At 44.1% G+C, this 22,642-nt stretch carries 24 protein-coding genes and 1 tRNA gene; 13 read left to right on the top strand and 12 right to left on the bottom strand.

What is annotated here, in order from left to right; genetic code table 11:
* Window positions 1–85: 85 nt before the first annotated feature.
* Window positions 86–1,273, bottom strand: coding sequence for a protein phosphatase 2C domain-containing protein (locus tag WC526_01445; protein ID MFA5061791.1), 1,188 nt, complete (start codon window positions 1,271–1,273; stop codon window positions 86–88).
* 97 nt (window positions 1,274–1,370) lie between these two features.
* Here WC526_01445 and rpmE point away from each other — a divergent pair, with 97 nt between their 5' ends.
* The 4 genes from rpmE to prmC all read left to right on the top strand — a co-directional run bounded on the left by rpmE (window position 1,371) and on the right by prmC (window position 5,076).
* Window positions 1,371–1,679, top strand: a complete 309-nt coding sequence (gene rpmE / locus WC526_01440) for a 50S ribosomal protein L31 (protein MFA5061790.1) — start codon at window positions 1,371–1,373, stop codon at window positions 1,677–1,679.
* 62 nt (window positions 1,680–1,741) lie between these two features.
* Window positions 1,742–2,830: a peptide chain release factor 1 gene (gene prfA / locus WC526_01435; GenBank protein MFA5061789.1), complete on the top strand. Its 1,089-nt coding sequence runs from the start codon at window positions 1,742–1,744 to the stop codon at window positions 2,828–2,830.
* Window positions 2,820–4,295 carry a glycosyltransferase family 39 protein gene (locus tag WC526_01430; GenBank protein ID MFA5061788.1) on the top strand — a complete coding sequence of 492 codons (1,476 nt, stop codon included), beginning with the start codon at window positions 2,820–2,822 and terminating at the stop codon, window positions 4,293–4,295. The genes prfA and WC526_01430 overlap by 11 nt, the downstream gene beginning before the upstream one ends.
* Entirely contained in the window at window positions 4,285–5,076 is a 792-nt protein-coding gene (prmC, locus tag WC526_01425; protein MFA5061787.1) for a peptide chain release factor N(5)-glutamine methyltransferase, read from the top strand. The genes WC526_01430 and prmC overlap by 11 nt, the downstream gene beginning before the upstream one ends.
* On the opposite strand, the gene WC526_01420 is transcribed toward prmC, so the two are convergent.
* Genes WC526_01420 through WC526_01400 form a run of 5 tightly spaced genes read right to left on the bottom strand, consistent with a single transcriptional unit; the run spans window position 5,073 to window position 9,338 of the window.
* The gene (locus WC526_01420; GenBank protein MFA5061786.1) at window positions 5,073–6,125 is read right to left on the bottom strand and encodes a DUF3048 domain-containing protein; all 1,053 of its coding nucleotides are present in this window, start codon (window positions 6,123–6,125) and stop codon (window positions 5,073–5,075) included. The genes prmC and WC526_01420 overlap by 4 nt on opposite strands.
* 54 nt (window positions 6,126–6,179) lie before the next feature.
* Entirely contained in the window at window positions 6,180–6,917 is a 738-nt protein-coding gene (locus WC526_01415; protein MFA5061785.1) for a 50S ribosomal protein L25, read from the bottom strand.
* A complete protein-coding gene (locus WC526_01410; GenBank protein ID MFA5061784.1) occupies window positions 6,914–7,255 on the bottom strand; it encodes a hypothetical protein in 342 nt (113 codons plus the stop codon). The genes WC526_01415 and WC526_01410 overlap by 4 nt, the downstream gene beginning before the upstream one ends.
* 50 nt (window positions 7,256–7,305) lie before the next feature.
* On the bottom strand, window positions 7,306–8,400 hold the full coding sequence (gene rodA / locus WC526_01405; GenBank protein ID MFA5061783.1) for a rod shape-determining protein RodA: 1,095 nt from the start codon (window positions 8,398–8,400) through the stop codon (window positions 7,306–7,308).
* Between the two features lie 2 nt (window positions 8,401–8,402).
* Window positions 8,403–9,338, bottom strand: a complete 936-nt coding sequence (locus WC526_01400; GenBank protein ID MFA5061782.1) for a hypothetical protein — start codon at window positions 9,336–9,338, stop codon at window positions 8,403–8,405.
* A gap of 90 nt (window positions 9,339–9,428) precedes the next feature.
* On the opposite strand from WC526_01400, the gene gyrB reads away from it, so the two are divergent.
* From gyrB to WC526_01375, 5 genes are all read left to right on the top strand, one after another.
* Window positions 9,429–11,588: a DNA topoisomerase (ATP-hydrolyzing) subunit B gene (gyrB, locus tag WC526_01395; GenBank protein MFA5061781.1), complete on the top strand. Its 2,160-nt coding sequence runs from the start codon at window positions 9,429–9,431 to the stop codon at window positions 11,586–11,588.
* 93 nt (window positions 11,589–11,681) lie between these two features.
* Complete coding sequence (gene secE, locus WC526_01390; GenBank protein ID MFA5061780.1) at window positions 11,682–11,870, top strand: preprotein translocase subunit SecE; 189 nt, start codon at window positions 11,682–11,684, stop codon at window positions 11,868–11,870.
* A gap of 12 nt (window positions 11,871–11,882) precedes the next feature.
* Complete coding sequence (nusG, locus tag WC526_01385; protein MFA5061779.1) at window positions 11,883–12,428, top strand: transcription termination/antitermination protein NusG; 546 nt, start codon at window positions 11,883–11,885, stop codon at window positions 12,426–12,428.
* A 12-nt stretch (window positions 12,429–12,440) separates the two neighbouring features.
* The gene (gene rplK / locus WC526_01380) at window positions 12,441–12,866 is read left to right on the top strand and encodes a 50S ribosomal protein L11 (protein MFA5061778.1); all 426 of its coding nucleotides are present in this window, start codon (window positions 12,441–12,443) and stop codon (window positions 12,864–12,866) included.
* Window positions 12,867–13,010: 144 nt separating this feature from the next.
* Entirely contained in the window at window positions 13,011–13,544 is a 534-nt protein-coding gene (locus WC526_01375) for an NUDIX hydrolase (GenBank protein MFA5061777.1), read from the top strand.
* Window positions 13,545–13,698: 154 nt separating this feature from the next.
* Here the strand turns inward: WC526_01375 and queA are convergent, their stop codons facing one another.
* The 5 genes from queA to WC526_01350 all read right to left on the bottom strand — a co-directional run bounded on the left by queA (window position 13,699) and on the right by WC526_01350 (window position 17,558).
* Window positions 13,699–14,811, bottom strand: a complete 1,113-nt coding sequence (queA, locus tag WC526_01370) for a tRNA preQ1(34) S-adenosylmethionine ribosyltransferase-isomerase QueA (protein MFA5061776.1) — start codon at window positions 14,809–14,811, stop codon at window positions 13,699–13,701.
* A 1-nt stretch (window position 14,812) separates the two neighbouring features.
* Window positions 14,813–15,709 (bottom strand): endolytic transglycosylase MltG, encoded by an 897-nt coding sequence (gene mltG / locus WC526_01365; GenBank protein MFA5061775.1) that lies wholly within the window; start codon window positions 15,707–15,709, stop codon window positions 14,813–14,815.
* Window positions 15,710–15,711: 2 nt separating this feature from the next.
* Complete coding sequence (locus WC526_01360; GenBank protein ID MFA5061774.1) at window positions 15,712–16,404, bottom strand: sugar phosphate nucleotidyltransferase; 693 nt, start codon at window positions 16,402–16,404, stop codon at window positions 15,712–15,714.
* An 81-nt stretch (window positions 16,405–16,485) separates the two neighbouring features.
* Complete coding sequence (locus tag WC526_01355; GenBank protein MFA5061773.1) at window positions 16,486–17,025, bottom strand: NUDIX hydrolase; 540 nt, start codon at window positions 17,023–17,025, stop codon at window positions 16,486–16,488.
* A gap of 2 nt (window positions 17,026–17,027) precedes the next feature.
* Entirely contained in the window at window positions 17,028–17,558 is a 531-nt protein-coding gene (locus tag WC526_01350; protein MFA5061772.1) for a phosphatase PAP2 family protein, read from the bottom strand.
* A gap of 118 nt (window positions 17,559–17,676) precedes the next feature.
* On the opposite strand from WC526_01350, the gene WC526_01345 reads away from it, so the two are divergent.
* The 4 genes from WC526_01345 (at window position 17,677) to rplS (ending at window position 19,662) form a co-directional block, all read left to right on the top strand.
* Window positions 17,677–17,750, top strand: a tRNA-Ile gene (locus WC526_01345).
* A 4-nt stretch (window positions 17,751–17,754) separates the two neighbouring features.
* On the top strand, window positions 17,755–18,711 hold the full coding sequence (locus WC526_01340; GenBank protein ID MFA5061771.1) for an RluA family pseudouridine synthase: 957 nt from the start codon (window positions 17,755–17,757) through the stop codon (window positions 18,709–18,711).
* A gap of 9 nt (window positions 18,712–18,720) precedes the next feature.
* On the top strand, window positions 18,721–19,293 hold the full coding sequence (gmk, locus tag WC526_01335) for a guanylate kinase (protein MFA5061770.1): 573 nt from the start codon (window positions 18,721–18,723) through the stop codon (window positions 19,291–19,293).
* 36 nt (window positions 19,294–19,329) lie between these two features.
* Window positions 19,330–19,662 (top strand): 50S ribosomal protein L19, encoded by a 333-nt coding sequence (gene rplS / locus WC526_01330; protein MFA5061769.1) that lies wholly within the window; start codon window positions 19,330–19,332, stop codon window positions 19,660–19,662.
* A 128-nt stretch (window positions 19,663–19,790) separates the two neighbouring features.
* Here rplS and uvrA read toward each other — a convergent pair whose 3' ends face one another.
* Complete coding sequence (uvrA, locus tag WC526_01325) at window positions 19,791–22,640, bottom strand: excinuclease ABC subunit UvrA (protein MFA5061768.1); 2,850 nt, start codon at window positions 22,638–22,640, stop codon at window positions 19,791–19,793.
* Window positions 22,641–22,642: the final 2 nt, after the last annotated feature.

The following is a 22,642-nucleotide window of genomic DNA, read 5'->3' as shown; positions in this document are numbered from 1 at the left end:
CAGCGGCTCAAGGGAGGAAAAAGTTTGCTGAATGAGTGATTAAATTATGAAAGCATTATATACTAAACGGTTTTTTTAGTCAAGGTTAGGCGACTTCTTCCAAATCTTTATCGTCTAATTCTTCAATTAAATCCTCATCGGAGAGTTCTTCCACCTTTTGGCTTAGGCCTTGATATTTTACGACTTCAATACTGACATCATCGTTTTTGCTGGCGCCCTCCGCTTGTTTACGCAGGCCTAATTTCAGAAGTAGTTGCGCAATTTCATCGGAACTTTTATCGCTGTTCGCTTCCAACACTTGCGCGATTTCATTATTTTCAGCACCGTCAGATAAACCATCGGTATATCCTAAAATAATATCTCCTTCGCGCAAATCAACCACCTTAACGCTGGGCTGATGCCCTGTACCCTCTAACGCTTTGCCCATAATCCCTGTTCTGGCTTTTCCAATTGTTGATTCACCAACCGTCAAAGGAACATCTTTCCCGCCAACCTTTTGGGTGGACCACGCTTTGTTTAATTCCGCATCTAAGGCCTGCCCGATCTGTACTCCACTTTCTTTTAAAAATTCACGTAATATTTTATGCTGAATCGCTTTATCGTTCATATCAACTTTAATATGCAGCGCCGCAAATAAAGCTTTGAGATAGGAATCATCTTCGGTAATTTGTTTCAGCCCTTCCCCTTTTCTAAATATACTCACCCGGCTATCGCCGACACTGCCGACAATTAATTTTGAATTTTTTGTCCCGTCTTCCTCAACGTCAACAACCACTTCAAAAGCAACGGCAGTTGTCTTTGATTTTTGATTTTCCACAGCATTGCTTAGCGCCACCGCCGCATCACCGGCCCGCAAAGCATCGGCCATTCTCATTGCTCTTAAAACCGATAATTTACGCCCCATCACCGGCTCTTTTTTTCTGTCTTCCACCCCCATATTCAAATGTTCGGCAATTTTATTGGAAGCGGCTTCAGCCGCCGCATCACCGGCCTCTGATGAACCCAAGCCGTCACACAACACCGTTACCCGGCCATCTGATTTTACCCGATCTTGATTTCTCCATCCTGCCTGTTCTTTTCCTTTGGATATGGGCTTAGAGACATCAAGAGAAAGCTCCAGTTCGGGATTGGTTTCTAGCGACTCTATGCCAAATTCTCCGGTTTTTTCAACTTTAAAATCTGCCCGATTTTTTACCTTTTCGGGTCCTTTAGAAGAGCTTGCATCCGGATTTGAACTACCGAAAAAACCGCGTAATTTGTCTGAAAATCCCATATAATTAGAGATAGTTGACAATTATTTAAATTATGCTATAATTATAGCACATTTTGGCTAAATAATCAAGATTAACTCAATATCCAATCAAAAAATTATGAAAAAAGACATCCATCCGGAATATCACAATGACGCGGTCGTAACCTGCGCCTGCGGAAACACATTTACTACCGGCAGTACAATGAAAGCAATCCGGGTTGAGCTCTGCGATAAGTGCCATCCTTTTTATACCGGAAAACAAAAATTTGTGGACACGGCCAGACGCGTGGAAAAATTCCAGGAACGTGCCGATAAAAAAACCAAGGCCGCCGCGGCCAGAAAAGGCAAAAAAGTTAAGAAGGCCGTGGTTACCGCCAAGAAAGCGGCCAAAAAAGCAGATACTAAAAAGACAACCAAAAAAGCTTAGCTTTATAAAATTGAAAAAACGGACTATAATTAATTTGGTCTGTTTTTTTATAAATATACCTTATGTTAAAGAAGTACGCGGAATTAAAAAATAAATTTCAAAAACTTGAAGCCGATTTGCAGGACCAGGCCGTGCTTAATGATCCTAAAAAAATAAAAGAGATTTCCCAAGAATATACCGAAAACAAACCGGTGGCTGAAAAAATAAACGAGCTGGACGGATTGGAAAAAAGCATCGCCGAAACGGAATTAATTTTAGCCGATGAAAAAGACGATGGCTTGCGCGAGATGGCCGCGGCCGAACTCCCCGATTTGCAGGCCAAAAAAATCCAAATTGAAGCGGAGCTTGAAGAAATAACCCGGCCGCAAGATCCGATGGACAAAAAAGACGTTATCATTGAAATCCGCGCCGGGGTTGGCGGAGATGAATCCGCGCTTTTTGCGGCCAATCTTTTTAGAATGTATAGCCGCTACGCCGAAGACCACAAATGGAAAACCCAGCTGGTTGATGCCAACCGCATCGGCATCGGCGGTTTTAAAGAAGTTATTTTTTCCATAAAAGGAAAAAACGCTTACAAAGATTTGAAATACGAGATGGGTGTACACCGTGTGCAACGAGTTCCGGAAACCGAAAAATCCGGCCGGATACATACCTCAACGGCCACCGTGGCGGTATTGCCGGAGATTGAGGAAACCGAAATAAAAATTGATCCCAAAGATTTGCGCATTGACACCTTTTGCGCGGGCGGCCATGGCGGTCAAAGCGTGAACACGACTTATTCGGCCGTGCGCATCGTGCATCTGCCGACCAATACCGTTGTCCAGTGCCAGGATGAGCGTTCCCAAACCGCCAACCGCGAAAAGGCCATGGCCGTTCTGCGCGCCCGCCTCTTTGCCATGGAACAGGAGAAAAAACAAAAAGAACTGACTGAAAAAAGACGTTCACAAATCGGCAGCGGCGATCGCAGTGAAAAAATCAGAACCTACAATTACCCCCAGGACCGCATCACGGATCATAGAATTCACCGGAGCTGGAACAACATCGGCACAATCTTAGACGGCAAACTTGAACAAATTATTTTGGCCCTGCGCGATGCCGATTATCATCCGGAAAAATTTGCTTTTGAACCGGCGGAAAACGATGAAGATTAATAAAACAAAACTCACTCTGATTTTGATTATTTGCCTCGCCTTTATTCTGCGTTTGGCCGCGCTTTTTCGCTACGGTGATTTTTGGAGCGATGAAATGTTTAACTTTGTTTACAGCCAAAAACCGTGGCTTCTTAGCATTACCAAATTTTGGATTTGGGAAACCAATCCCCCGCTTCATACATTCTTGCTTAAGCTCTGGTTTTACATTTTTCCGGCCAATGAATTCTGGACCAGAATGCCGAGTTTGATTTTTGGCGTATTGAGCGTGTATTTTATTTATCTTTTCGCCAAAAAATTGTTCAATGCCAAAACCGGCTTGATTGGCGCGGGGCTGCTCGCCATCAGTTCTTATCATATTTTTATCTCCGACACAGCCCGGGTTTATTCAATTTTTATCTTCCTGACCATTGCCGCCTCAATGTATTTCTATGAAATATTTTTAACAGATAACGCAGCAAAGAAAAACAAAATAATTTTTACGGCTTTAGTTGTTTTTCTACTATACGCTCACCTGACCGCGACCGTGCTTTTGTTCGGTCAATTTCTATATTTGTTAGTTTTTAAAAAAACCCGAGCCGTTTCCTGGATTAAAACCGTGATCATACCGGTTATGTTGTGGCTCATTTGGGCTGTTCCCTCTTTTTATTTTAAATTCACAAATCCTTCGCTGGGTCAGGCCTGGTATTTCCAAATCAGTAACAAGTGGGCTGAAAAAGCCCAATCATTACAGCCGCTTTTCACCGGCCCGTCACCCTTGTATTTTGGCCTGATCATAATGATGCTGTTTTTGTTGGCCGTGGCCTTAGCTATTTTCAAACAGAAACAAGCCAAAGCTGTTAATCCTAATTTTAAATGGCTAATCTTTAGCGCTGTCCTGCCAATTGCGGCAATGACCATGCTCAATGTGTGGAATATAAAATTCTTTATAATCAGCTGGCCATTTATTTTTATCATCATCGGCTATTTATTAAATCTTTATATTAATTCTAATTTAATTTTAATAACCGCCATATTTGTGTTTAGCTTGCCGGGTATTGTCGGATTAACAAAATTACTGCCAATAAATGACTGGGGGTCAACCAACACTTATTTAAATCAGGAATATAATAAAAATAAAAAACAAATTGTTGTATACACGCACTTTTCCGATAAGTACCATATAGACAGGTATTACACCGGCCAAATGCCCGATATCCCCTATTACCCCGATGCGTCCGCCGCAAAACGCGACTGGGATTTTGATTTGATCACAAAAAATTATTTAATACATACTTTTCCGAAAGACGAAACGCAAAAATGGGTAAAGGAAGCAAGGCTGGAAAACTATACTGATTTATACTTGTTTTATAACAGCCAAGAAAATGACAATTTAAAAAAAACGATTGAAGAAAACGGCTGGAAACAGGCGGGTGTTTTTAAACCGCGGCTTTTGGAATATGATCAGCTAATAAAATATGTCAGATAATTTAGATCTTGATTTGCTGCGCGCCCACAGTACCCTCAAAAACCGGGAATTTTTATATACCCATCCGGAATATAAGCCGAATTTTTGGCAGAGATTAAAATTTAGATATTTTTTATTTAAATATCACCGGGGTTATGCTGTGGCAACGATTACAAAACATAAAGAATTTTTCGGTCTTGATTTTTATGTGGATAAAAATGTTTTAATCCCCCGGCCGGAGACGGAACTCTTGGTGGAAAATGCGATTGATAAATGCCGAAAAAATCCCGGAGCGGTTTTAATTGATGTAGGTACCGGCAGCGGCTGTATTCCGATTTCAATTTTAAAATCTATTGCGCCGGCAAACACCAAGGTTTACGCCATTGATATTTCTAAATCAGCCCTGCGCGTGGCCAAAATAAACGCCATTCAACATGGCGTAAAAATAAACTTCATGCACAGTGATTTGCTTAAATCACTGCCTGATTTTGATCAATCCCATCGCTTAATCATCACCGCCAATCTCCCCTACCTTACCCGGGAACAATTCAACCGCGAGCCCTCAATTAAAAAAGAACCAAAAATCGCTTTAATCGCAGACAACACAAACGGTCTGGCAATTTATGAAAACCTTTTACGACAAATCCGGCAACTAAAGAATCACATTACTGTATTTTTGGAAATTGACCCGGCCCAGGCAGACAAAATTCCGGAACTTATAAAAAAATACCTGCCCCAAGCCGAATTTGAGATAAAAAAAGACCTGTCCGGGCTGGACAGGACTGTGATTATAAAAAATTAATTCTTGACTTTACCGCTCGTTAGGTTAACTTTCCCGTCACTGGGCACTACTTCCACCCAGGTTGTTCCCGGTAAAAGGGTAACTTCTTTGCCTTGACTGGTATAAAATCGCGTCCGGTCAGTTAAAGATTTTTTCTTCCAAGTAGCAATAATGGCATTGCCTTTTTCCAACACATAGCCCTTGCCGGTGCCAATTGTAGTTATGCCTTTTCGTCCTTCACTGTCTAAAACACTAACTGAAACATATTGAACCAAAATATTTCTGGCGCGCACCTGCGAACCATCAGCATCCAGATACTGTACTCCGTTTATATACCGCACATAACTCATTGCCTTCACATCATATTGCCAGCTGACGATATAACTCGGATCATAAGTAATTTTAACTGCATTTTGCGCGGATGTCGGCTTACCGATAGTGGTTAGATATTTCCAACCGCTACCCGGCCGCATTTTGTCGGTTGAGGTGCTGTACAAAGTAACAAGCGATTGCCAGGCCAAACTTTTTGTATATAAATTATGCGGCGCGCTTTTGCCGGCGTCACGCCAATAATAACTGCCCCAGGAAAATTCGTTGGCATCAAAAATATTTCTCTGTAAAATTTGATTTAAGGCATCGGGTGATCCGCCGGAATGCATATATAATCCCCGCCCATATTCTCCCAGCCAATCAAGGAAGTAGGTGCGCGCGCTTCGCACCGGTCCCACTTGCGCCAGGTTTTGTTTGTTATCATACAGCGCCATGTATCTGGTAAACTCGCCTTCAACCGGAACCTCATAAACTATTTTTGCTTTTGCTAAACCAAGTTGCGGCCGCGCGTCGGTTTGGTTATCAATCATAATCGCAATCACCTGCGGATCAATATCGGTTTTAAGAGACACAGCTTGACCGTCAAACTCGTTTATGTATTTTGGTTTGGACACGACCGCAACGCGGGACGCGGCCTCTACCTCGTTTTGCAGAGGGATATAATAAAAAAATACCCCAACCGAAATCGCGATGAGCACTGTCGCCACCAAAGATCCCCAAAAAAGCATTTGTTTATTCATAGTAAAATTATTATATCAAAAATGGTCGCTTGAGGCAACCATTTTCTTTCATATTTATTCTTTTTTCTTTTCTTCTTTCGCAACTGACTCCGGGGCGGCTTTGCCAGCTTCGGCTTTGCCCGCCTCGCCCTCTGCCGCAGCAGCTTCACCTTCCTCGCCCTCTTCCGGTTTCTTGCCGGATACTTCAATGGCAGACAAGTCAGCCGGCTTGGCGGCTTCTTCCATGGCCTTGATTTCTTCTTCGGTCAAAGCCGGAGCCGCTTTGACAACCAGGTCTTCAGCGTGCGGGCTGGTGATGGTAATGCCCTTCGGCACATTCAAGTCCTTTACTTTAATCGCGTCATCAAATGTTTTCAAAATAGACAAATCAACATCAATGTGGGAAACCAAATCTTGCGGCAAACAGGTTACCTCTACCTCATCAATGTTATGCACCAAGGTACCACCCTGCTCTTTGATAGCCGGCGACTCGCTGGTAAAGCGCAGTTCAACCGTGGCGGTCATGGCTTTATTCATATCAATGCGGCGCAAATCAACATGGATGATTCTGTCTGTCACCGGATCATATTGAATATCGTGGATCAAAACCTTGCCTTCATTTTTTGAACCGATTGACAAATCAACCAAGCTGGCCTCGCCGGCCTCTTTGTATAATTTGGCAAAATCTTCATAGTTCAATGCCAAAGAAACGGACTCGGAACCGGCGCCATAAACCACGGCCGGAATTACGGTCTTGCTTCTCACTTTTTCTCCTTTTTCAGTTCTCTCGTTTGCAGTTAATTTAAAGGTCATACGAAAAGTTGATTAAAAAAATCTTTATGTTTAATATTTTTATGTCCTTCAATTACGTCATCAATGGAAAGCGGCGCCTGTTCATACAACCGCTTGGCATCTTCAAAACCCAGATCAGTGACCATGCCCAGGGTGCTGATGCCTGTGCCCAAAATCATTATCACGGCCATAAAATTGCTTTTGCAACCGTCACAGCCAAGATGGATAAATTGAGCTTTATTTTTGTTGGCAAATTGCCTAGCCGATTCTTTTTTGTACTCCCTGCCGCAAACCGGGCATTGGCTGATAAATTTTAAGGTTTTTCGCCAAGATTCCTGACCGATTGTGTTAAGAGGCATAGTTTGCGCTAGTGCACTAATTCTAAATTATTTTGCTAAAAATGTCAATATTAATACTTTTTAACCTGCATGCTTTCCAGTAGTCCCACCAAAAACAGGTTAATAATCAGCGATGAGCCGCCATAGCTGACAAAAGGCAAGGTGACGCCGGTGATTGGCAAAAGACCGATGGTTGCGGCGACATTGGTTATAAATTGGACAAAAAACAATATCAAAATGCCGGTGGCGGCCGCTGAAACAAAGTCATCTTCAGCGCTTCTGATCAAAACAATCAACCGCCAAAAAATGATGCCGAATAAAACCAAGAGCAGACACACTCCGGCCAAACCAAGTTCCTCGCCGATTACGGAAAATATGAAGTCGGTTTGCGCTTCCGGCAAAAATTTCATCTGGCTTTGCGAGCCAAAACCCAAACCGCGGCCAAATAATTTGCCGGCGCCGATGGCAATCGTGGATTGAGTTATGTTGTATCCGGATCCGAGCGGATCCCTGCTCGGATTGATAAAAGTGGTGATGCGGTCTTTCTGATAATCTTTCAAAAAGAAAAACCAGCCGCTGACACCAAGAGCCATAATTACCGACACCAATAAAATTAAAAAAAGACGCCGGCTACCGACCGCCCACATCAGGCCGAACCAAATCGCGCCCAGGAGAACCGCCGAGCCCAAATCCGGCTGAAGCATTACCAAAAAAATCAGCGCCAGAGTGATGACCAAAGTGCCGAAAAAAAACAGGGGCCGCTCAAAACGCCGTCCGAATTTTGAAATAATATAAGCGAGCATTAAAATAATTCCGATTTTTGCCACCTCAACCGGCTGAAAAGAAAAGCCGGTAAAAGCAAACCAGCCGCGCGTGCCGCGGATGGTAGAACCGAAAAATAAAACTGCAATCAAAAGTAAAAGCGCGGCCAAAAAAAACCATTTGGCCGAATATTGCCACACCTTGTATTGGATCATGCTTACCAGTGTGAGCAAAACCAAACCAACTCCGAAGGCGAGTAATTGTTTTTTAAAATCAACCAGACCGGAACCGCGGGAAAGATCAACGCTGTAGATTGCAGAGAGCCCGATCAGAATTAAAAGCAGAACCGAAACAAAAAGTTTCCAGTCAAAACTGCGCGGGGAAAACTTGCCCAGGTTTAACATACTTATGGTGACAGGTAAACCGAACTGTCGTAGACGTTGATTATCGGGTATATGGCAATATCGCTGACATATAGTCCTGGCGCCAAACTGCGCAAGTCAACACTTTTGGTTTCAAGAGATTTAATTGAATCCAAATGCAAAGGCAATATGCCAACCATTCCGCCACTGCTCGACAAGACCACATAGAAGTCAGGATTTACATAACTATACGGACTGTTATTTGTCAACTGAAACTGCACCGCGTCCGCATTGTTGCCTTCCTGGGCCAGCGACTTTAGGAAAACAAAATCGCTGACTGTAAAATTCAAGCGGTATGCCTGGAATTCTTTGGTGTTTACCACGTCGTGGCTGGAAATTCTCTGCCAAGTGATATTTTCCAAAACCAAATCAACGCCGCCGGCATTTTCCACTCCCAGATAAGACAGGGGCCGGCTTTCACCCGGAAGCAGGAAAGTTTTTTGCACCGGAGTATTTTGTCCGTTGACGACAAAATAATAATCAAAAAAAACTAAAAACCGGTCGTTGGGATTTATGACTTGCGCCACGGCCGCGTATTTGTTCTGCCCGGACGGCAAAACCTGCGAACTGATAACGGCAATCGGTTGGGCTGAAAAATGTGAATGGATGCCGGTATAATTTATGGAACTGGAAAGCGATTGCTGGAGTTGCTGGGTTTTATTATAATCCAAAAGATACACGCCCCATTTCCATAAACTGAAAAGCCAAAAAATTGCGCTTAGACCGATAAGAGAACCAATCAGTGTTTTATATAAAGTCAGCCGGTGCTTGACATACCAGGTGCCATACATAAATTCCTTGGCGCCAAATTCATTGGTCGGATCCTCATATTTGGCAATATTCACTTTCTTCTTGGCCTGATTGGTCGGGGGCACGGCTGTGGACCCATTATGATTGTTGATGTTATAGAGATTGAGCATACGTAAATAATTATACCACAAAACCCTTGCCCTACACATAGATATGTGGTAAAATATACCTGTTAAATTCTATTTTCCTGCCATCAAAATATGCCTATTAAACGAGTTCAAAGGGGAAGAATTGAAGAAAAAAAGTCCACACCAGCGCCAAAAAAAGCGGCACCAAAATCGGCTCCTAAAAAAGAATTAAAAAAACCAGACGGCGGTTACAGCGCCAAAAACATTACTGTCCTCGAAGGATTGGAAGCAGTCCGCCGTAGGCCGGGCATGTATATCGGTTCAACCGGACCGGTTGGTTTGCATCATCTTATCTGGGAAGTGGTTGATAACTCCATTGATGAAGCCATGGCCGGATTTTGTAACCAGATTGACATTACCCTCTTGCCGGATCACATAGTTGAAGTCAAAGATAACGGCCGCGGCATTCCGGTTGACATTCATCCGCAGATGAAAGTCAGCGCTTTGGAAGTCGTCATGACCAAACTTCATGCCGGCGGAAAATTTGATTCCGACAGTTATAAGGTCTCCGGCGGTTTGCACGGCGTGGGCGTGTCAGTAGTAAACGCTTTATCTTCTTATACCAAAGCCGAGGTTCACCACGACGGCAAAATTTGGGTGCAGGAATATCACATCGGCAATCCGATTAAAAAAGTTCACCAGATTGGCACCTGCAAAGATCGCGGTACCATTATAACCTTCAAAGCCGATGATACAATTTTTGAGACCCTGGATTATGAATGGAAAACAATTGTTGACCATGTCCGCCAAATGGCTTATTTGTCCAAGGGCATCAGAATCAGCATAGCCGACAAACGCAGCCCGGCAGAAAAAGAAACTGATAAAACTTCCATCAATTACCCGAACCTAAGTTATCAATTTTATTTTGAAGGCGGCATCGCTTCCTACGTCCGCCACTTGAACCAAAATAAAGAAATCAAAAACGAGACCATATTTTATGTTGAAAAAGAATATGAAGGCACAAAAGTAGAAATCGCCCTACAGTATAGCGAGGAATATACCGAATCTCTCTTCGCCTTTACCAATAACATATTCAACCTTGAAGGCGGCACGCACGTGGCCGGATTTAGAACCGCTCTCACCCGCAGTTTGAACACTTACGCGCGCAATAAAAATATTTTAAAAGAAAAAGATGCGAATCTGACCGGCGAAGACGTGCGCGAGGGTTTAAATACTATCATTTCCGTAAAAGTGAAAGAACCGCAGTTTGAAGGCCAGACCAAAGCCAAGCTGGGAAACACCGAGGTTAAAACCGCGGTGGAGACAATAATGAATGATGAATTCTTGATTTATTTGGAAGAACATCCAAAAGACGCCGAAGCCATTATCGGAAAATGCGTGTTGGCGGCTAAAGCCCGCAATGCGGCCAAGATCGCCCGCGATACCATTTTGCGCAAAGGCGCTTTGGAGGGCTTCACTCTGCCGGGCAAGTTAGCCGACTGCAGCAGCCGCAACGCTGAGGACTCGGAATTGTTTATTGTTGAGGGCGACTCGGCCGGCGGCAGCGCCAAACAAGGACGCAACCGCGAGCACCAAGCCATCTTGCCCTTGCGCGGAAAAGTTTTGAATGTTGAACGCGCCCGCTTGGACAAAATTTTAACCAACAATGAATTAAAATCTTTAATCATTGCCTTGGGCACAAACATCGGCGAACAGTTTGACATCGCCAAGCTCCGCTATCACCGAATCATAATTATGACCGATGCTGATGTGGATGGTTCGCACATCCGCACCCTGCTTCTAACTTTCTTCTACAGATACTTCCCCGCTCTAATCACCGGCGGACATATTTTGATCGCCCAGCCGCCGCTTTACGGCATTAAGTATGGAAAAAATTTACAGTACGCGTTTAATGATGAAGATCGGGAAAAAATCTTAAAAGATCTGCAAACCTCTGTGACAAAAGAAAAGGGCAAAGCCAAAATTGAGAAAGTTGAACCGGTTGAGGGTGAGACCACGTCTGAAGAGGGTGAAGGCGGTGATGAAGTCCAGGCCCTGCAAATCGGCGGTGTAAGAGTAAACATCCAGCGCTACAAAGGTTTGGGAGAAATGGATGCCGAACAGCTTTGGGATACCACTATGGATCCGGCTCACCGGTTGATGAAGCGCGTGACGGTTGATGACGCGGAGAAAGCCAATGAAATGTTTGAGATTTTAATGGGCGATGAGGTTGAACCGCGCAAAAAATTCATCCAGACCCATGCCAAACAAGTGCAGAACCTGGATATTTAACCAAAACTTGACAACTTTAAGGGGTTGTGGTATATTTTGAGCATTAATACGGCCCAGGGCCGTTTTTAAATACTAAAATTAAACACCCATAATATGATAGAGGCAATAAAAAATTACTTTGTCGGTTCATTTCATGAAATGAAAAAGGTGAGCTGGCCGACCAAAAAACAGACCATTAACTACAGTGTTTTGGTTATCGGTTTAAGCTTGGGCTTTGCTGTTTTTTTCAGTTTGCTGGATTATATTTTTAATTCAGGTATAACAACTTTAATTACCAAATAATAAGGAGAATGTATGGCTAAACAGACGTTAAACCTCGGCAAGCGCTGGTATGTGCTTCACACCTACAGCGGCTATGAAGAAAATGTAAAACACAATTTGGAACAGCGTATTGAGTCATTTGCCATGCAGGATAAAATTTTTAATGTTTTGGTTCCAAAAGAAAAAAAGATAAAAATAAAAAATGGTAAGCGGACTACGGTTGACGAAAAAATCTTCCCCGGGTATATTCTGGTGGAGATGGTCGTAACCGATGACTCCTGGTATGTGGTGCGAAATACCCCCAATGTCACCGGCTTCGTCGGTTCCGGCACCACCCCTACTCCGGTTGATCAATCCGAAGTTGACAACTTGCTCAAACGCATGAGTGCGGCCGAACCCCAACACAAAATTGATCTGGAAATTAATGACCCAGTGCGCATTACCGACGGACCATTTAAGAATTTTGAAGGAAAAATTAATAATGTTGACGAAGAACGCGGCAAGATCAAGGTGTTAATCACCATGTTCGGACGCGAAACCCCGGTTGAGTTGGACGCGATGCAAGTTAAAAAAATATAATAAATAATATATATGGCTAAAAAACTACTCACACAGATCAAATTGCAGATCCCGGGCGGAGCTGCCAACCCGGCGCCTCCAATCGGTCCGGCTTTGGGCCAGCACGGCGTAAACATCCAGGGCTTTTGCAAGGAATTTAACGAGAAAACCCAGGACAAAAAAGGCGAAATAGTACCGGTGGTTATTTCAATCTATGAAGACAGAAGTTTCACTTTCATAATGAAAACCCCGCCGGTGCCGGAATTGATTAAGAAAGCAGCTGGAATCGCCAAAGGTTCGGCCAAGCCGTTACAAGATAAGGTTGGCAAAATCACCAAGGCCCAGGTTCGTCAGATTGCCGAAAAGAAAATGCCTGACTTAAACTGCCACACGGTTGAAGCGGCAATGAAGATGGTGGAAGGCACGGCCAGAAATATGGGTGTGACGGTGGAAGGTTAAAAAAATATATTTAAAAAATCCGGGCGCAAGCTCGGATTTTTTATTTATGAGTGTATAGATCTTGACAAAACCTTTTAGCAATGTTACCATTGTCAGTTCGCCAAAAACGGACCAAACCCTCAACTCCCAAGAAAGGAGGGGGCCATGACAGTCGAGGTTAGGTTTCTGCCGGTCATAACAGTGATCGACGAAGGGGCCGGTGTCGGCCAGTACGAACGGATTCCGGACCAGCTTTTTGAGCCAATCAAGTTGCTCATGCCGATCTACGTTGTCGACATCGTCGGCGTGAACAAGGCGGCCAAGCTTTTCTACCTGGCCACGCGACGGTGCCAGCCCCGGCGCGGAGCGTGGTGGTTCGGCGGGCGGGCGGGGAAGGATGAGCTCCCCAAGAACGCGGCCATCCGCAAGCTGAACGAGGAGCTTGGTCTCGCGGTCTCGCCCGACCGGCTCGAGATGGTGGCCGCAGTTTTTCACTACATCAACGAGCCGGGCTCACTGGCCACCCAACCAGCACTCCAGTTCGCCTTCGAGTTGACGCCGGAGGAGCTCGCCAGCATCAAGCTCGATCCGGGCGAATACGACGTCCAGCTGGGAGTCGCGGCCTACGATCGCGAGCGTCTCGTGGCCGAGAGCGTCCATGAGACGGTCATCGCGATGTACGACGCGATGTTCCCGTAGCGGTCCATCCTCCCGCCACACCCGAATTTTGGGGTGTGGCGGCGAGGTAATAAAAAAACCACCTGTAATGCTCGATACTTTTCAATAGGGTTGGAAAGTAACGAGCAGGTGGTTTTTTGTTTGCTCACTAATAATCTAAAAATAAATCGCTGGTTTATTTTATCAGCATTGCGTCGCCAAAACTATAAAATCTATAGCCAAAATTTATGGCTTTTTGATAACAATTTAATATAAACTGTGTATCACCAACAAAAGCCGACACCAGCATCAGCAACGTTGACTTCGGCAAATGGAAATTCGTAATCAAAACATCAACGACTTTAAATTCAAACCCCGGGGTGATAAAAATATTTATATCGCCCGAATAAGGTTTTAACTGCGGCGGCGTGCCGCTCATATTTTTTTGTAGCATCACAATTCCTTCCAGCGTCCGCACGGTCGTAGTTCCAACCGCCACCACTCGTCTGCCCTCCGCTTTGGCTTGATTTATCAAATCAACGTTCTTTGCCGTCACCTCCACCCACTCGCTGTGCATTTTATGATCTTCAACTTTTTCGGTTTTAACCGGTAAAAATGTCCCTAGACCGACATGCAAAGTCACCTCGGCAAATTGCACGCCTTTCTTTTCCAATTTTTCAATCAACTCCGGCGTAAAATGAAACCCGGCCGTAGGCGCGGCCACCGAACCCTCGCGCGAAGCGTAAACGGTCTGATACTTGTCTTCCAGATTATCACCCATGCCAACGCTGATATACGGCGGCGTCGGCACCTCGCCGTATTTGTTCGCCTTGGCCCGCACTGCCATGTCGTCATCATCAAACTGCACTAAAAAAGTTCCATCATCTTCCCCCAGTAAAACCTCACAAAAAAAATCTTCGGTGAAAACAACCTTCATTCCCAATCGCAATTTTTTCCCCGGCTTGGCCAGCACTTTCCAGACCTTGTTGTTTTCCGTGGGCCTGATTAAAAAAATCTCCACCGGCGCCGAGTTCCAAATTTTATCGGTTGATTTGATTTTTTTATCAATGCCGTCGGCCGCTTCGTCCAACGTAATCTGTCCGCGCAGACGCGCTTTAAAGACCTTGGTGTTATTCCAAACCAGCAAATCGCCTGTTCCCAGATATTCGCCAATATCAGAAAAATTCCGATCCTGGGTTGTTTTATCTTTTCTATCAACCACCATCAGCTTGGAAGAATCCCTCGGTTCAGCCGGCACTTGGGCAATCGCTTCTTTTGGTAATTGGTAGTCAAATGTGGAAGTGAGCATACTAGCGCAAATACTTATTTACATTATAATTCTGTTCATCAAGCGTCTTCGCATAATGCACCTGCCCGTCTTTATCAGTCATAAAATACCAAAAATTATTCGGCTCCGGATAGAGCGCGGACATAATTGACGACAAGCCCGGGTTGCAAATCGGTCCGGTCGGCAAGCCCGGATATTTATAGGTATTCCACGGCGAATCAATGCTTCGTTCCTTGTCAGTGGTAAAAACAGTGCCACTCTTATCAACCGCGTAATGCACACTGGAATCAACCTGCAATGCCCAGCCCTTTAAATATCGGCGCCATAAAATATCCGCCACTTTCACCCTGTCTGCACCATCCCTGACTTCTTTTTCAATTATGCTGGCCATGGTCAAAAGCTGGTGAACGTTCAAAGGCGTCTCGATTTTGTTATTATAAACACGGCGCCAAAAATCATCCGTGTCCTGATACATTTTTTCCGTAAATTGCGAATCGCGTTCTTTAATTAATTTCATCAGGGTGCTGGTAATAGACGCGTCCGCAAAAACCCGGTAAGTATCCGGCGCCAAATACCCTTCATAACTGACAAACCATGGCTTGTCTTTTAAAACTTTTAAAGGCGGATTATCCGGATCAGTCAAGATATCCGCAGGCAAAGAACGCTTTAGTGAAATTTCAATTGCCGGCGGCACCATTATTTTGTCCAAAAACGGACCCTTGGCCAAGCCCTGCTTGATAAAATAATCCTCAACCTGGCCTAAATTCCAACCCGGAATAATGGTAATAGTCAACTCGGGCTTTGCTGGAATTGGAGTAAATTTCGGATGCAATTTATTATAAACACGCAGGGCGCCGTAGGCGGCCATGCCCAAAATTATCAAGACCGAAATCACCGTGACTTTTTTATTAAAAGACATATTTAACTTTGAGTCCAATTATTTTTGGCCCACTCCAGACGCTCCGGCACGCCGATGTCAATCCACGGTTCATCCGACGGATATACGAACAGATCTTTCATAAACGGAAAAACGTCATATTCAATGCTAAAGGCGTTTTGATTGGGAAAATACTGTTTGGCGGATTTATTGAAAATATAAAAACCGCCGTTGATGTAGCCCGGTTCATGCAAACCGGCTTTTTCCTTAAACTGCTTCAGGTGATTATCTTTGGCATCAAACTCCAAAGTGCCATAGGTAAAAGCATCGTCAACTTTTGATCCCAAAACCAAACCTTCGCTTTCCGGTTTTAATTTGCCGATCATGTCGCCCAAATCAATGTGCGTGAGAATGTCGCCGTTTAAAATAATAACCGGGTCAGCTTGGTGCGGTGTATAACTCCAGGCATATTTTATGGCGCCGCCGGTGCCGAGCCGTTCCGGTTCAATGGCGTAGATCAATTTCACACCCAGCCGCTCTTCGCCCACCATGGTTTGCAAAACATCCGACAGGTGTCCGGCCGCCAAAACCACCTCGTTAATCCCGACTTTTTTTAATTTCTCCAGTTGCCAATCCAAAACCGTCCGGCCTTTTATATCAAGCAAGATTTTCGGAATGCTTTTGGTGATGTCTTTTAAGCGCGTGGACAAACCGCCGCAAAGAATGATTGCGTTCATAAACGAAATGAATGAGAGAAATGAAATTATTTATAATTTCATTTCCGAATGAATGAGTTTATATCATAAGATATAATGTTTTTATAATTTATTTAGATAATCTAAAGCGAGATACAAGCCGGCAACGGCGTAAACTTCACCAAATTTTCCTGCTCTTAACATTTCTTTAACATCCGTCACGCTCCTTTCAATCACTTCTATATACTCACTAACCTCCAAATCCTGCTCACCTTTTTTATAAGCGCCTAACGCCAGGACAAAATGAACCTTGTTGGTGGTCCATTTACCCGCATGTTGCGTCCCCAGTTCCATCCATTCTTTCGCTTCGTAGCCGGTTTCTTCCAAGAGCTCCCGTTTGGCTGTCGCGAGTGGAGTTTCACCGTCATCAAGATATCCGGCAGGCAGGGTCAAAACATTTTCATCGGACTGGATAAAATATTGATTAATCAAAACAATATTTTTATCCGCCGCGAGCGCGATAACAAATACAAAATCAGGACTGACGGTAAAATAAAAATCTTTTTGTGATCCGTCGGGGAACTGAATATCCCACCTATCAACCTGCCGCCATTTATTTTTAAACGCGGTTTCTTTTTTTAAAATTTTCCAATTATCCAACATATCTAAAAGATTGCCAATAATATATAGTATGAGACAGCAGACATAAAAAGCGCGACGCCAAAACCGCCGACAATATCAAACGGATAATGCACGCCGGCATAAATCCGGCCCCAAGCCACCCACAAGGCCATAACCAGTAGCGCCCAGGCTCCGGGCAGATGAAAAATCAAGGCCATGAAAAAAATGAGAAAAGCGGACATGGTGTGGTCGGAAGGAAACGACTTCCAACTCATCAGCGGCTGAAACAATAATTTGGCCTGCGGATAAATAACGTGCGGCCGCGGTTCGCGCACTAGCATGCCAATAAACAGATTAATCAGCCAGCCGATTGACCAGGCCAATCCTAAAAACGCAATCGGCCAAAAAGTCAGCCGTTTGCTGGGCAAATTATATAAAAAGTCGGCGGCAACATACCAGCCGATCATAGTCACTATCACCCATTCGGCTCCGGCCTTGCTAAAGGCATCAAAATATCTATTCTTGCCGACCAGATTATTTATCTTGAAAAACAGTTTTGTATTAAAGTCAGACATATTTGGTGCGGGTATTCTAGCAATTCGGCGTTGGTTTGGCAACCCTTAAAGACGCAGTCAGCTCTTGAAAAAATAAAGGAAAATGGTATACTAGTCGCAGTTTTTAAACACCTCAAACGCGCTCGTAGCTCAGTTGGTTAGAGCACTGCCCTTATAAGGCAGGGGTCGATGGTCCGAGTCCATCCGAGCGCACATTATGGTTTCACCTAAAAATAATGTGATAGTTGATTCTAAATTTTCAGGCACCCGCCTCGACATTTTTTTATCCGCCAAACTGGAAATGAGCCGGTCACAAGTGCAAAAATTAATTGAACAAAATTTTGTGACGGTAAACGGAAAACTGCCCAAAAAAGCGGGAGACAGATTGATTGAAGGCAATAAAATTGAAATCGCTAAATCCGAAACTACAAAAAATTTAAAATCACAAAATAAAGCAGGCAAAACAACAAAAAAACTCGAACCCGTAAAAATCATCGCCGCAACTCCGGAATACATCGTAGTTGATAAGCCCACCGGTATGCTTACCCACCCCACCATGGCTGAAGAAAAAAACGCGCTCACTGAATTTCTAATCAAAAAATATCCGGAAGTAAAAAAAGTTGGCGATGATCCAATTCGTCCGGGTATTGCGCATAGATTGGATAAAGAGGCATCCGGCCTATTAGTGGTTGCCCGTACGCAACCGATGTTTGAACATCTAAAAAAACAATTTAAAGATAGAACCATAAATAAAGAATACACAGTGTTGGTACATGGCAAAGTAGCAAAAGATTGGGGCGAAATAAATTTTCCTTTAAGAAGATCCCGAACCGAAGATCGTATGGCTGCAGTTCCGTTTGATGAATCTGATACTAAAGAAGCTAAAACTGAATTCTGGATAGAAAAAAGATTTGTAAATTTTACACTATTGCGCGTAAAAATCCACACCGGCCGTATGCACCAAATCCGCGCCCATTTCTTCGCCTATGGCAATCCGGTGGTCGGCGACCAGCTGTATTTAAACAAAAAACAAAAACGAACCTGGGACGAAAAACTGGGCCGATTATTTTTACATTCTGTAAAATTGGAATTCACTGATTTGAAAAATGAAAAACAATCATTTGAATCACCCCTGCCAAAAAAACTAAGCGAATTTTTAAAACTTTTAAAATAATTTAACTTTATGGGCCAACTTATAATCATCTCCTCCCCTTCCGGCGGCGGCAAAGATGCGGTTATCAGAGAGCTGATAAAAAAATTTCCCAATTCAGTGCGCCTGACCACCACCACTACCCGTCCGCCCCGGCCGCACGAACAAAACGGTATTGAGTATTTTTTTGTCAGCCCGGATGAATTTAAAAAACGACTAAATGAAAATAAATTTATTGAACACAACATCTACTCCGACAATTATTACGGGGTTGAACGAAAAAATCTTGAAGAACCTCTAAAAAAATATGATTTTGTCTTTACCAATGTTGAGGTGCACGGCAAAGAAAACATTGATAAGGCCGGCTTCCCCAGTTTGTCGGTATTTTTAATGCCGGAAAGCATGGAAGTTTTAAAAGAGAGAATTGAGAGGCGCGGCGGCATAAACGATCCAAAAATTATTGCCAAACGGCTTGAACAGGCCAAAAACGAGGTGGAACAATCAAAAAATTACGATTTTAGAGTAGTAAATAAAGAAGGTGAACTCTCCGAAACCGTTGATAAGGTAGCCAAGTTCATTGTTGACAAAAAAGCTGAATTAGTATAGGATAAAGCAACCAATTAAATACTTGTTTTTCTAAATATGACCGAAACCACACAGACCGAAACCATTTACAAACCAGGCATGGTCGTAAAGGTTCATCAAAAAATCAAAGAATTAAATGCCAAGGGCGAAGAAAAAGAACGTATCCAGGTTTTTGAGGGTACGATTATTGCGGCCAAACACGGCCAGGAAGCCGGCGGCACCATCACCGTCAGAAAAATCAGCAATGGCGTGGGTGTAGAAAAAATCTTCCCAATCCACTCACCGGTCGTTGACAAGATTGAAGTCGTGAAACAATACGACGTCCGCAGAGCGAAATTAAACTACTTAAGAGACCCGATGTTTAAGAGACGTTTGAAGGAAAAAAAATAAAAATATATAATCAAAGAGGGAGTAGTAATTATCTTTTCGCTTTCCTCGCCGCGAGGCTCAGGGTGACCGCTGTGGCGGTCAAACCCGCTTAAAGACAATTACTACTCCCTCTTTTTTGTTTTTTAATTCTATTCCTTTAGGTATTTCCCTGTCCAACTGGTCTTAATTTTCATCACATCCGCCGGCGTGCCTTTGGCTACAACCACTCCCCCGTGTCGGCCTCCGCCCGGCCCCATATCAATAATCCAATCAGAGCATCTAATGACATCCAAGTTGTGTTCAATAATAAGAACAGTGTTCCCCTTGGCGACCAACTGATTCAAGACCTGAAGCAAATGTTTTATATCTTCAAAATGCAGACCGGTAGTCGGCTCGTCTAAAATATATAAAGTACTGCCGGTGGAAGCACGAGAAAGTTCAGTGGCTAATTTAACGCGCTGGGCCTCACCGCCGGACAGTGTGGTTGCCGGCTGACCCAACTGAATATACCCCAAACCAACTTTGCGCAAGACATTCAACTTGTCGGCAATATTGGGAATGTCATTAAAAAAGTTATAGGCCTCATCAATGGTCATGTTCAAAACATCGGAAATATTTTTATTGCGGTAATGAATTTCCAGCGCCTCGCGATTATATCTCGCACCGCCGCATTCACTGCACTGCACATAAACATCGGCCAAAAATTGCATCGGGATGCGCACATAGCCCTCGCCGGCACAGGCCTCGCACCTGCCTCCGCCTTTGACATTAAAGCTGAACTTGCCCGCGTCATAACTGTGCATGCGCGCTTCCGGCAAATCGGCGAACAAGTCGCGAATTAAAGTAAACACGCCGGTATAGGTAGCCGGGTTAGATCGTGGCGTGCGCCCAATTGGCGACTGGTCAATGGTAATAACTTTATCAATATTTTCCGTGCCGGAGATGCTTTTGTGCGCGCCCGGTTCGTCTTTGGCGCGATAAAATTTCTTAGCCAGGGCCTTGCCTAAAATATCTATTACCAAAGTTGATTTGCCCGAGCCGGAAACACCGGTCACGCAAACCAATTTTCCTAACGGCAGATCAACATCAATATTTTTTAAATTATAGGCCTTGGCGCCGGTGATTTTTATTGCCTTCAAATTTTTCTTATCCGCTTTGGCGCCCGCACCGCGCGCGGCTTTTTCTTTGGTGCATTCAATTTTCTCCCGGCCGGACAAATACGCCCCGGTCAAAGAATTTTTTGATTTTTTAATTTCCGCGACCGTGCCTTTGGCCATTATTTTTCCGCCTTCAATGCCCGCGCCCGGACCAACATCAACCACATAATCGGCGGCGAGCATCATGGCGCTGTCATGCTCAACCACAATCACGGTATTTCCCATGTCGCGCAAAGATTTCAAGCTGGCGATTAAGCGGCCATTGTCTTTCGGATGCAAACCGATTGAAGGTTCATCCAAAATATATATAACTCCAATTAGTCCGGTTGAAAGCTGGGTGGCCAAACGGGTGCGGGTTACTTCTCCGCCGGAAAGTGTGTTCATGGCTCTGTCCAAGGCCAGATAACTTAAACCAACATCATCCAGTCCTTGTATTCTTTGGGTAATTTCTTTAATAATCGGTTTGGCAATCACTGCTTTTTGCTGTTGATTTAAACCGGCGCCCGGTTTATTACCAATAATGTTGGCGACTTCTTTTTTGAAAAAAATAATATTATCTTCAACACTCATTGACGACAAATCGGCGATATTATGCTCCCCGATTTTTACGGCCAAAGACTCCTGACGCAATCTCTTGCCGTGGCATACCGGGCAGATAACCTCGCGCATATACTGTTCAATCTCTTTGCGTACATATTCTGAATCCGTTTCCAGATGCCTCTGCATTAAATTAGGAATCACACCCGGAAAGGTTGCCCTTTTTCCGTCCAAATCATAATACTCCTCGCCCGTTCCGTAGAGAATTATCTTTTTTATTTTCTCCGGCAAATCCCGAACCGGCGTGTTGGTGGAAAAATTATAGCGCTCGGCCACGGCTGTCAGAATTTTCTGATACCAATTTTGATTGCCGGTAATTCTCATCCACGGTTGAACGGCCCCTTCGGCCAAGGTTAATCTGTCGTTGGGAATTACCAAATCAGCATCAACCTCCAAAGTAATACCCAAACCGGTACAACGCTGACAAGCCCCATACGGACTGTTGAAACTAAAACTGCGCATATCCAAAACCGGCATTGTTTTTTTGCATTTCGGACAGATGCCGGAGGTGGAATATAACTTTTCTTCACTATTACTGACAACCGCCAGGCCATTGCTCAAATCAAGGGCCATATCAACCATTTTGGCGATGTCCTGTTTGCGGTAATCGGTAATTTTACCAATCAATAACTCAACATTGTATAATTTTTTATCTGAAAATTCATATTCGGCCAAGTCGTTTATTTTAAGCAGTTCGCCATTAACTCGCACCCACTCGTGCCCTGACTTTTCCACCTGATCCAAAAGCTGGCCGTGGGAAACATGCGCGCCACGCACCAAAGGCGATAAAATTAAAATCTCCGGATTGATTCTGGCTTTTTTTCTGGCTTCTTCAACAATCTCTCCGGCTGTATATGACTCAACCGGCACATGATCATCCGGACAATATTGCTGGCCAATGCGAGCAAAGAGCAAACGCAAATAATCATAAATTTCGGTTACCGTGCCCACGGTTGAACGCGGATTTTGCGTATAGCTTTTCTGGTCAATGGCAATAGTCGGCGACAACCCTTCTATACTATCCACGTCCGGTTTGTCACGCACTTCCATAAACTGGCGCGCGTAAGATGATAAGGACTCGGCATAGCGCCTCTGTCCTTCGGCATAGATGGTGTCAAAAGCCAAGCTGCTTTTGCCCGAACCGGACAAACCGGTAATGACCACCAATTTATTTTTGGGTATCTCAATATCTACATTTTTGAGATTATGCACCCTTGCGCCTTTAATTATGAGTTTGTCGGGCATAA

The organism is Patescibacteria group bacterium, from assembly GCA_041649475.1.
Lineage (GTDB): Bacteria > Patescibacteriota > Patescibacteriia > Magasanikbacterales > GWA2-37-8 > JBAZNA01.
The sequence above is the reverse complement of the archived record's forward strand: the minus strand, read 5'-3'. Positions and strand labels throughout refer to the sequence as shown.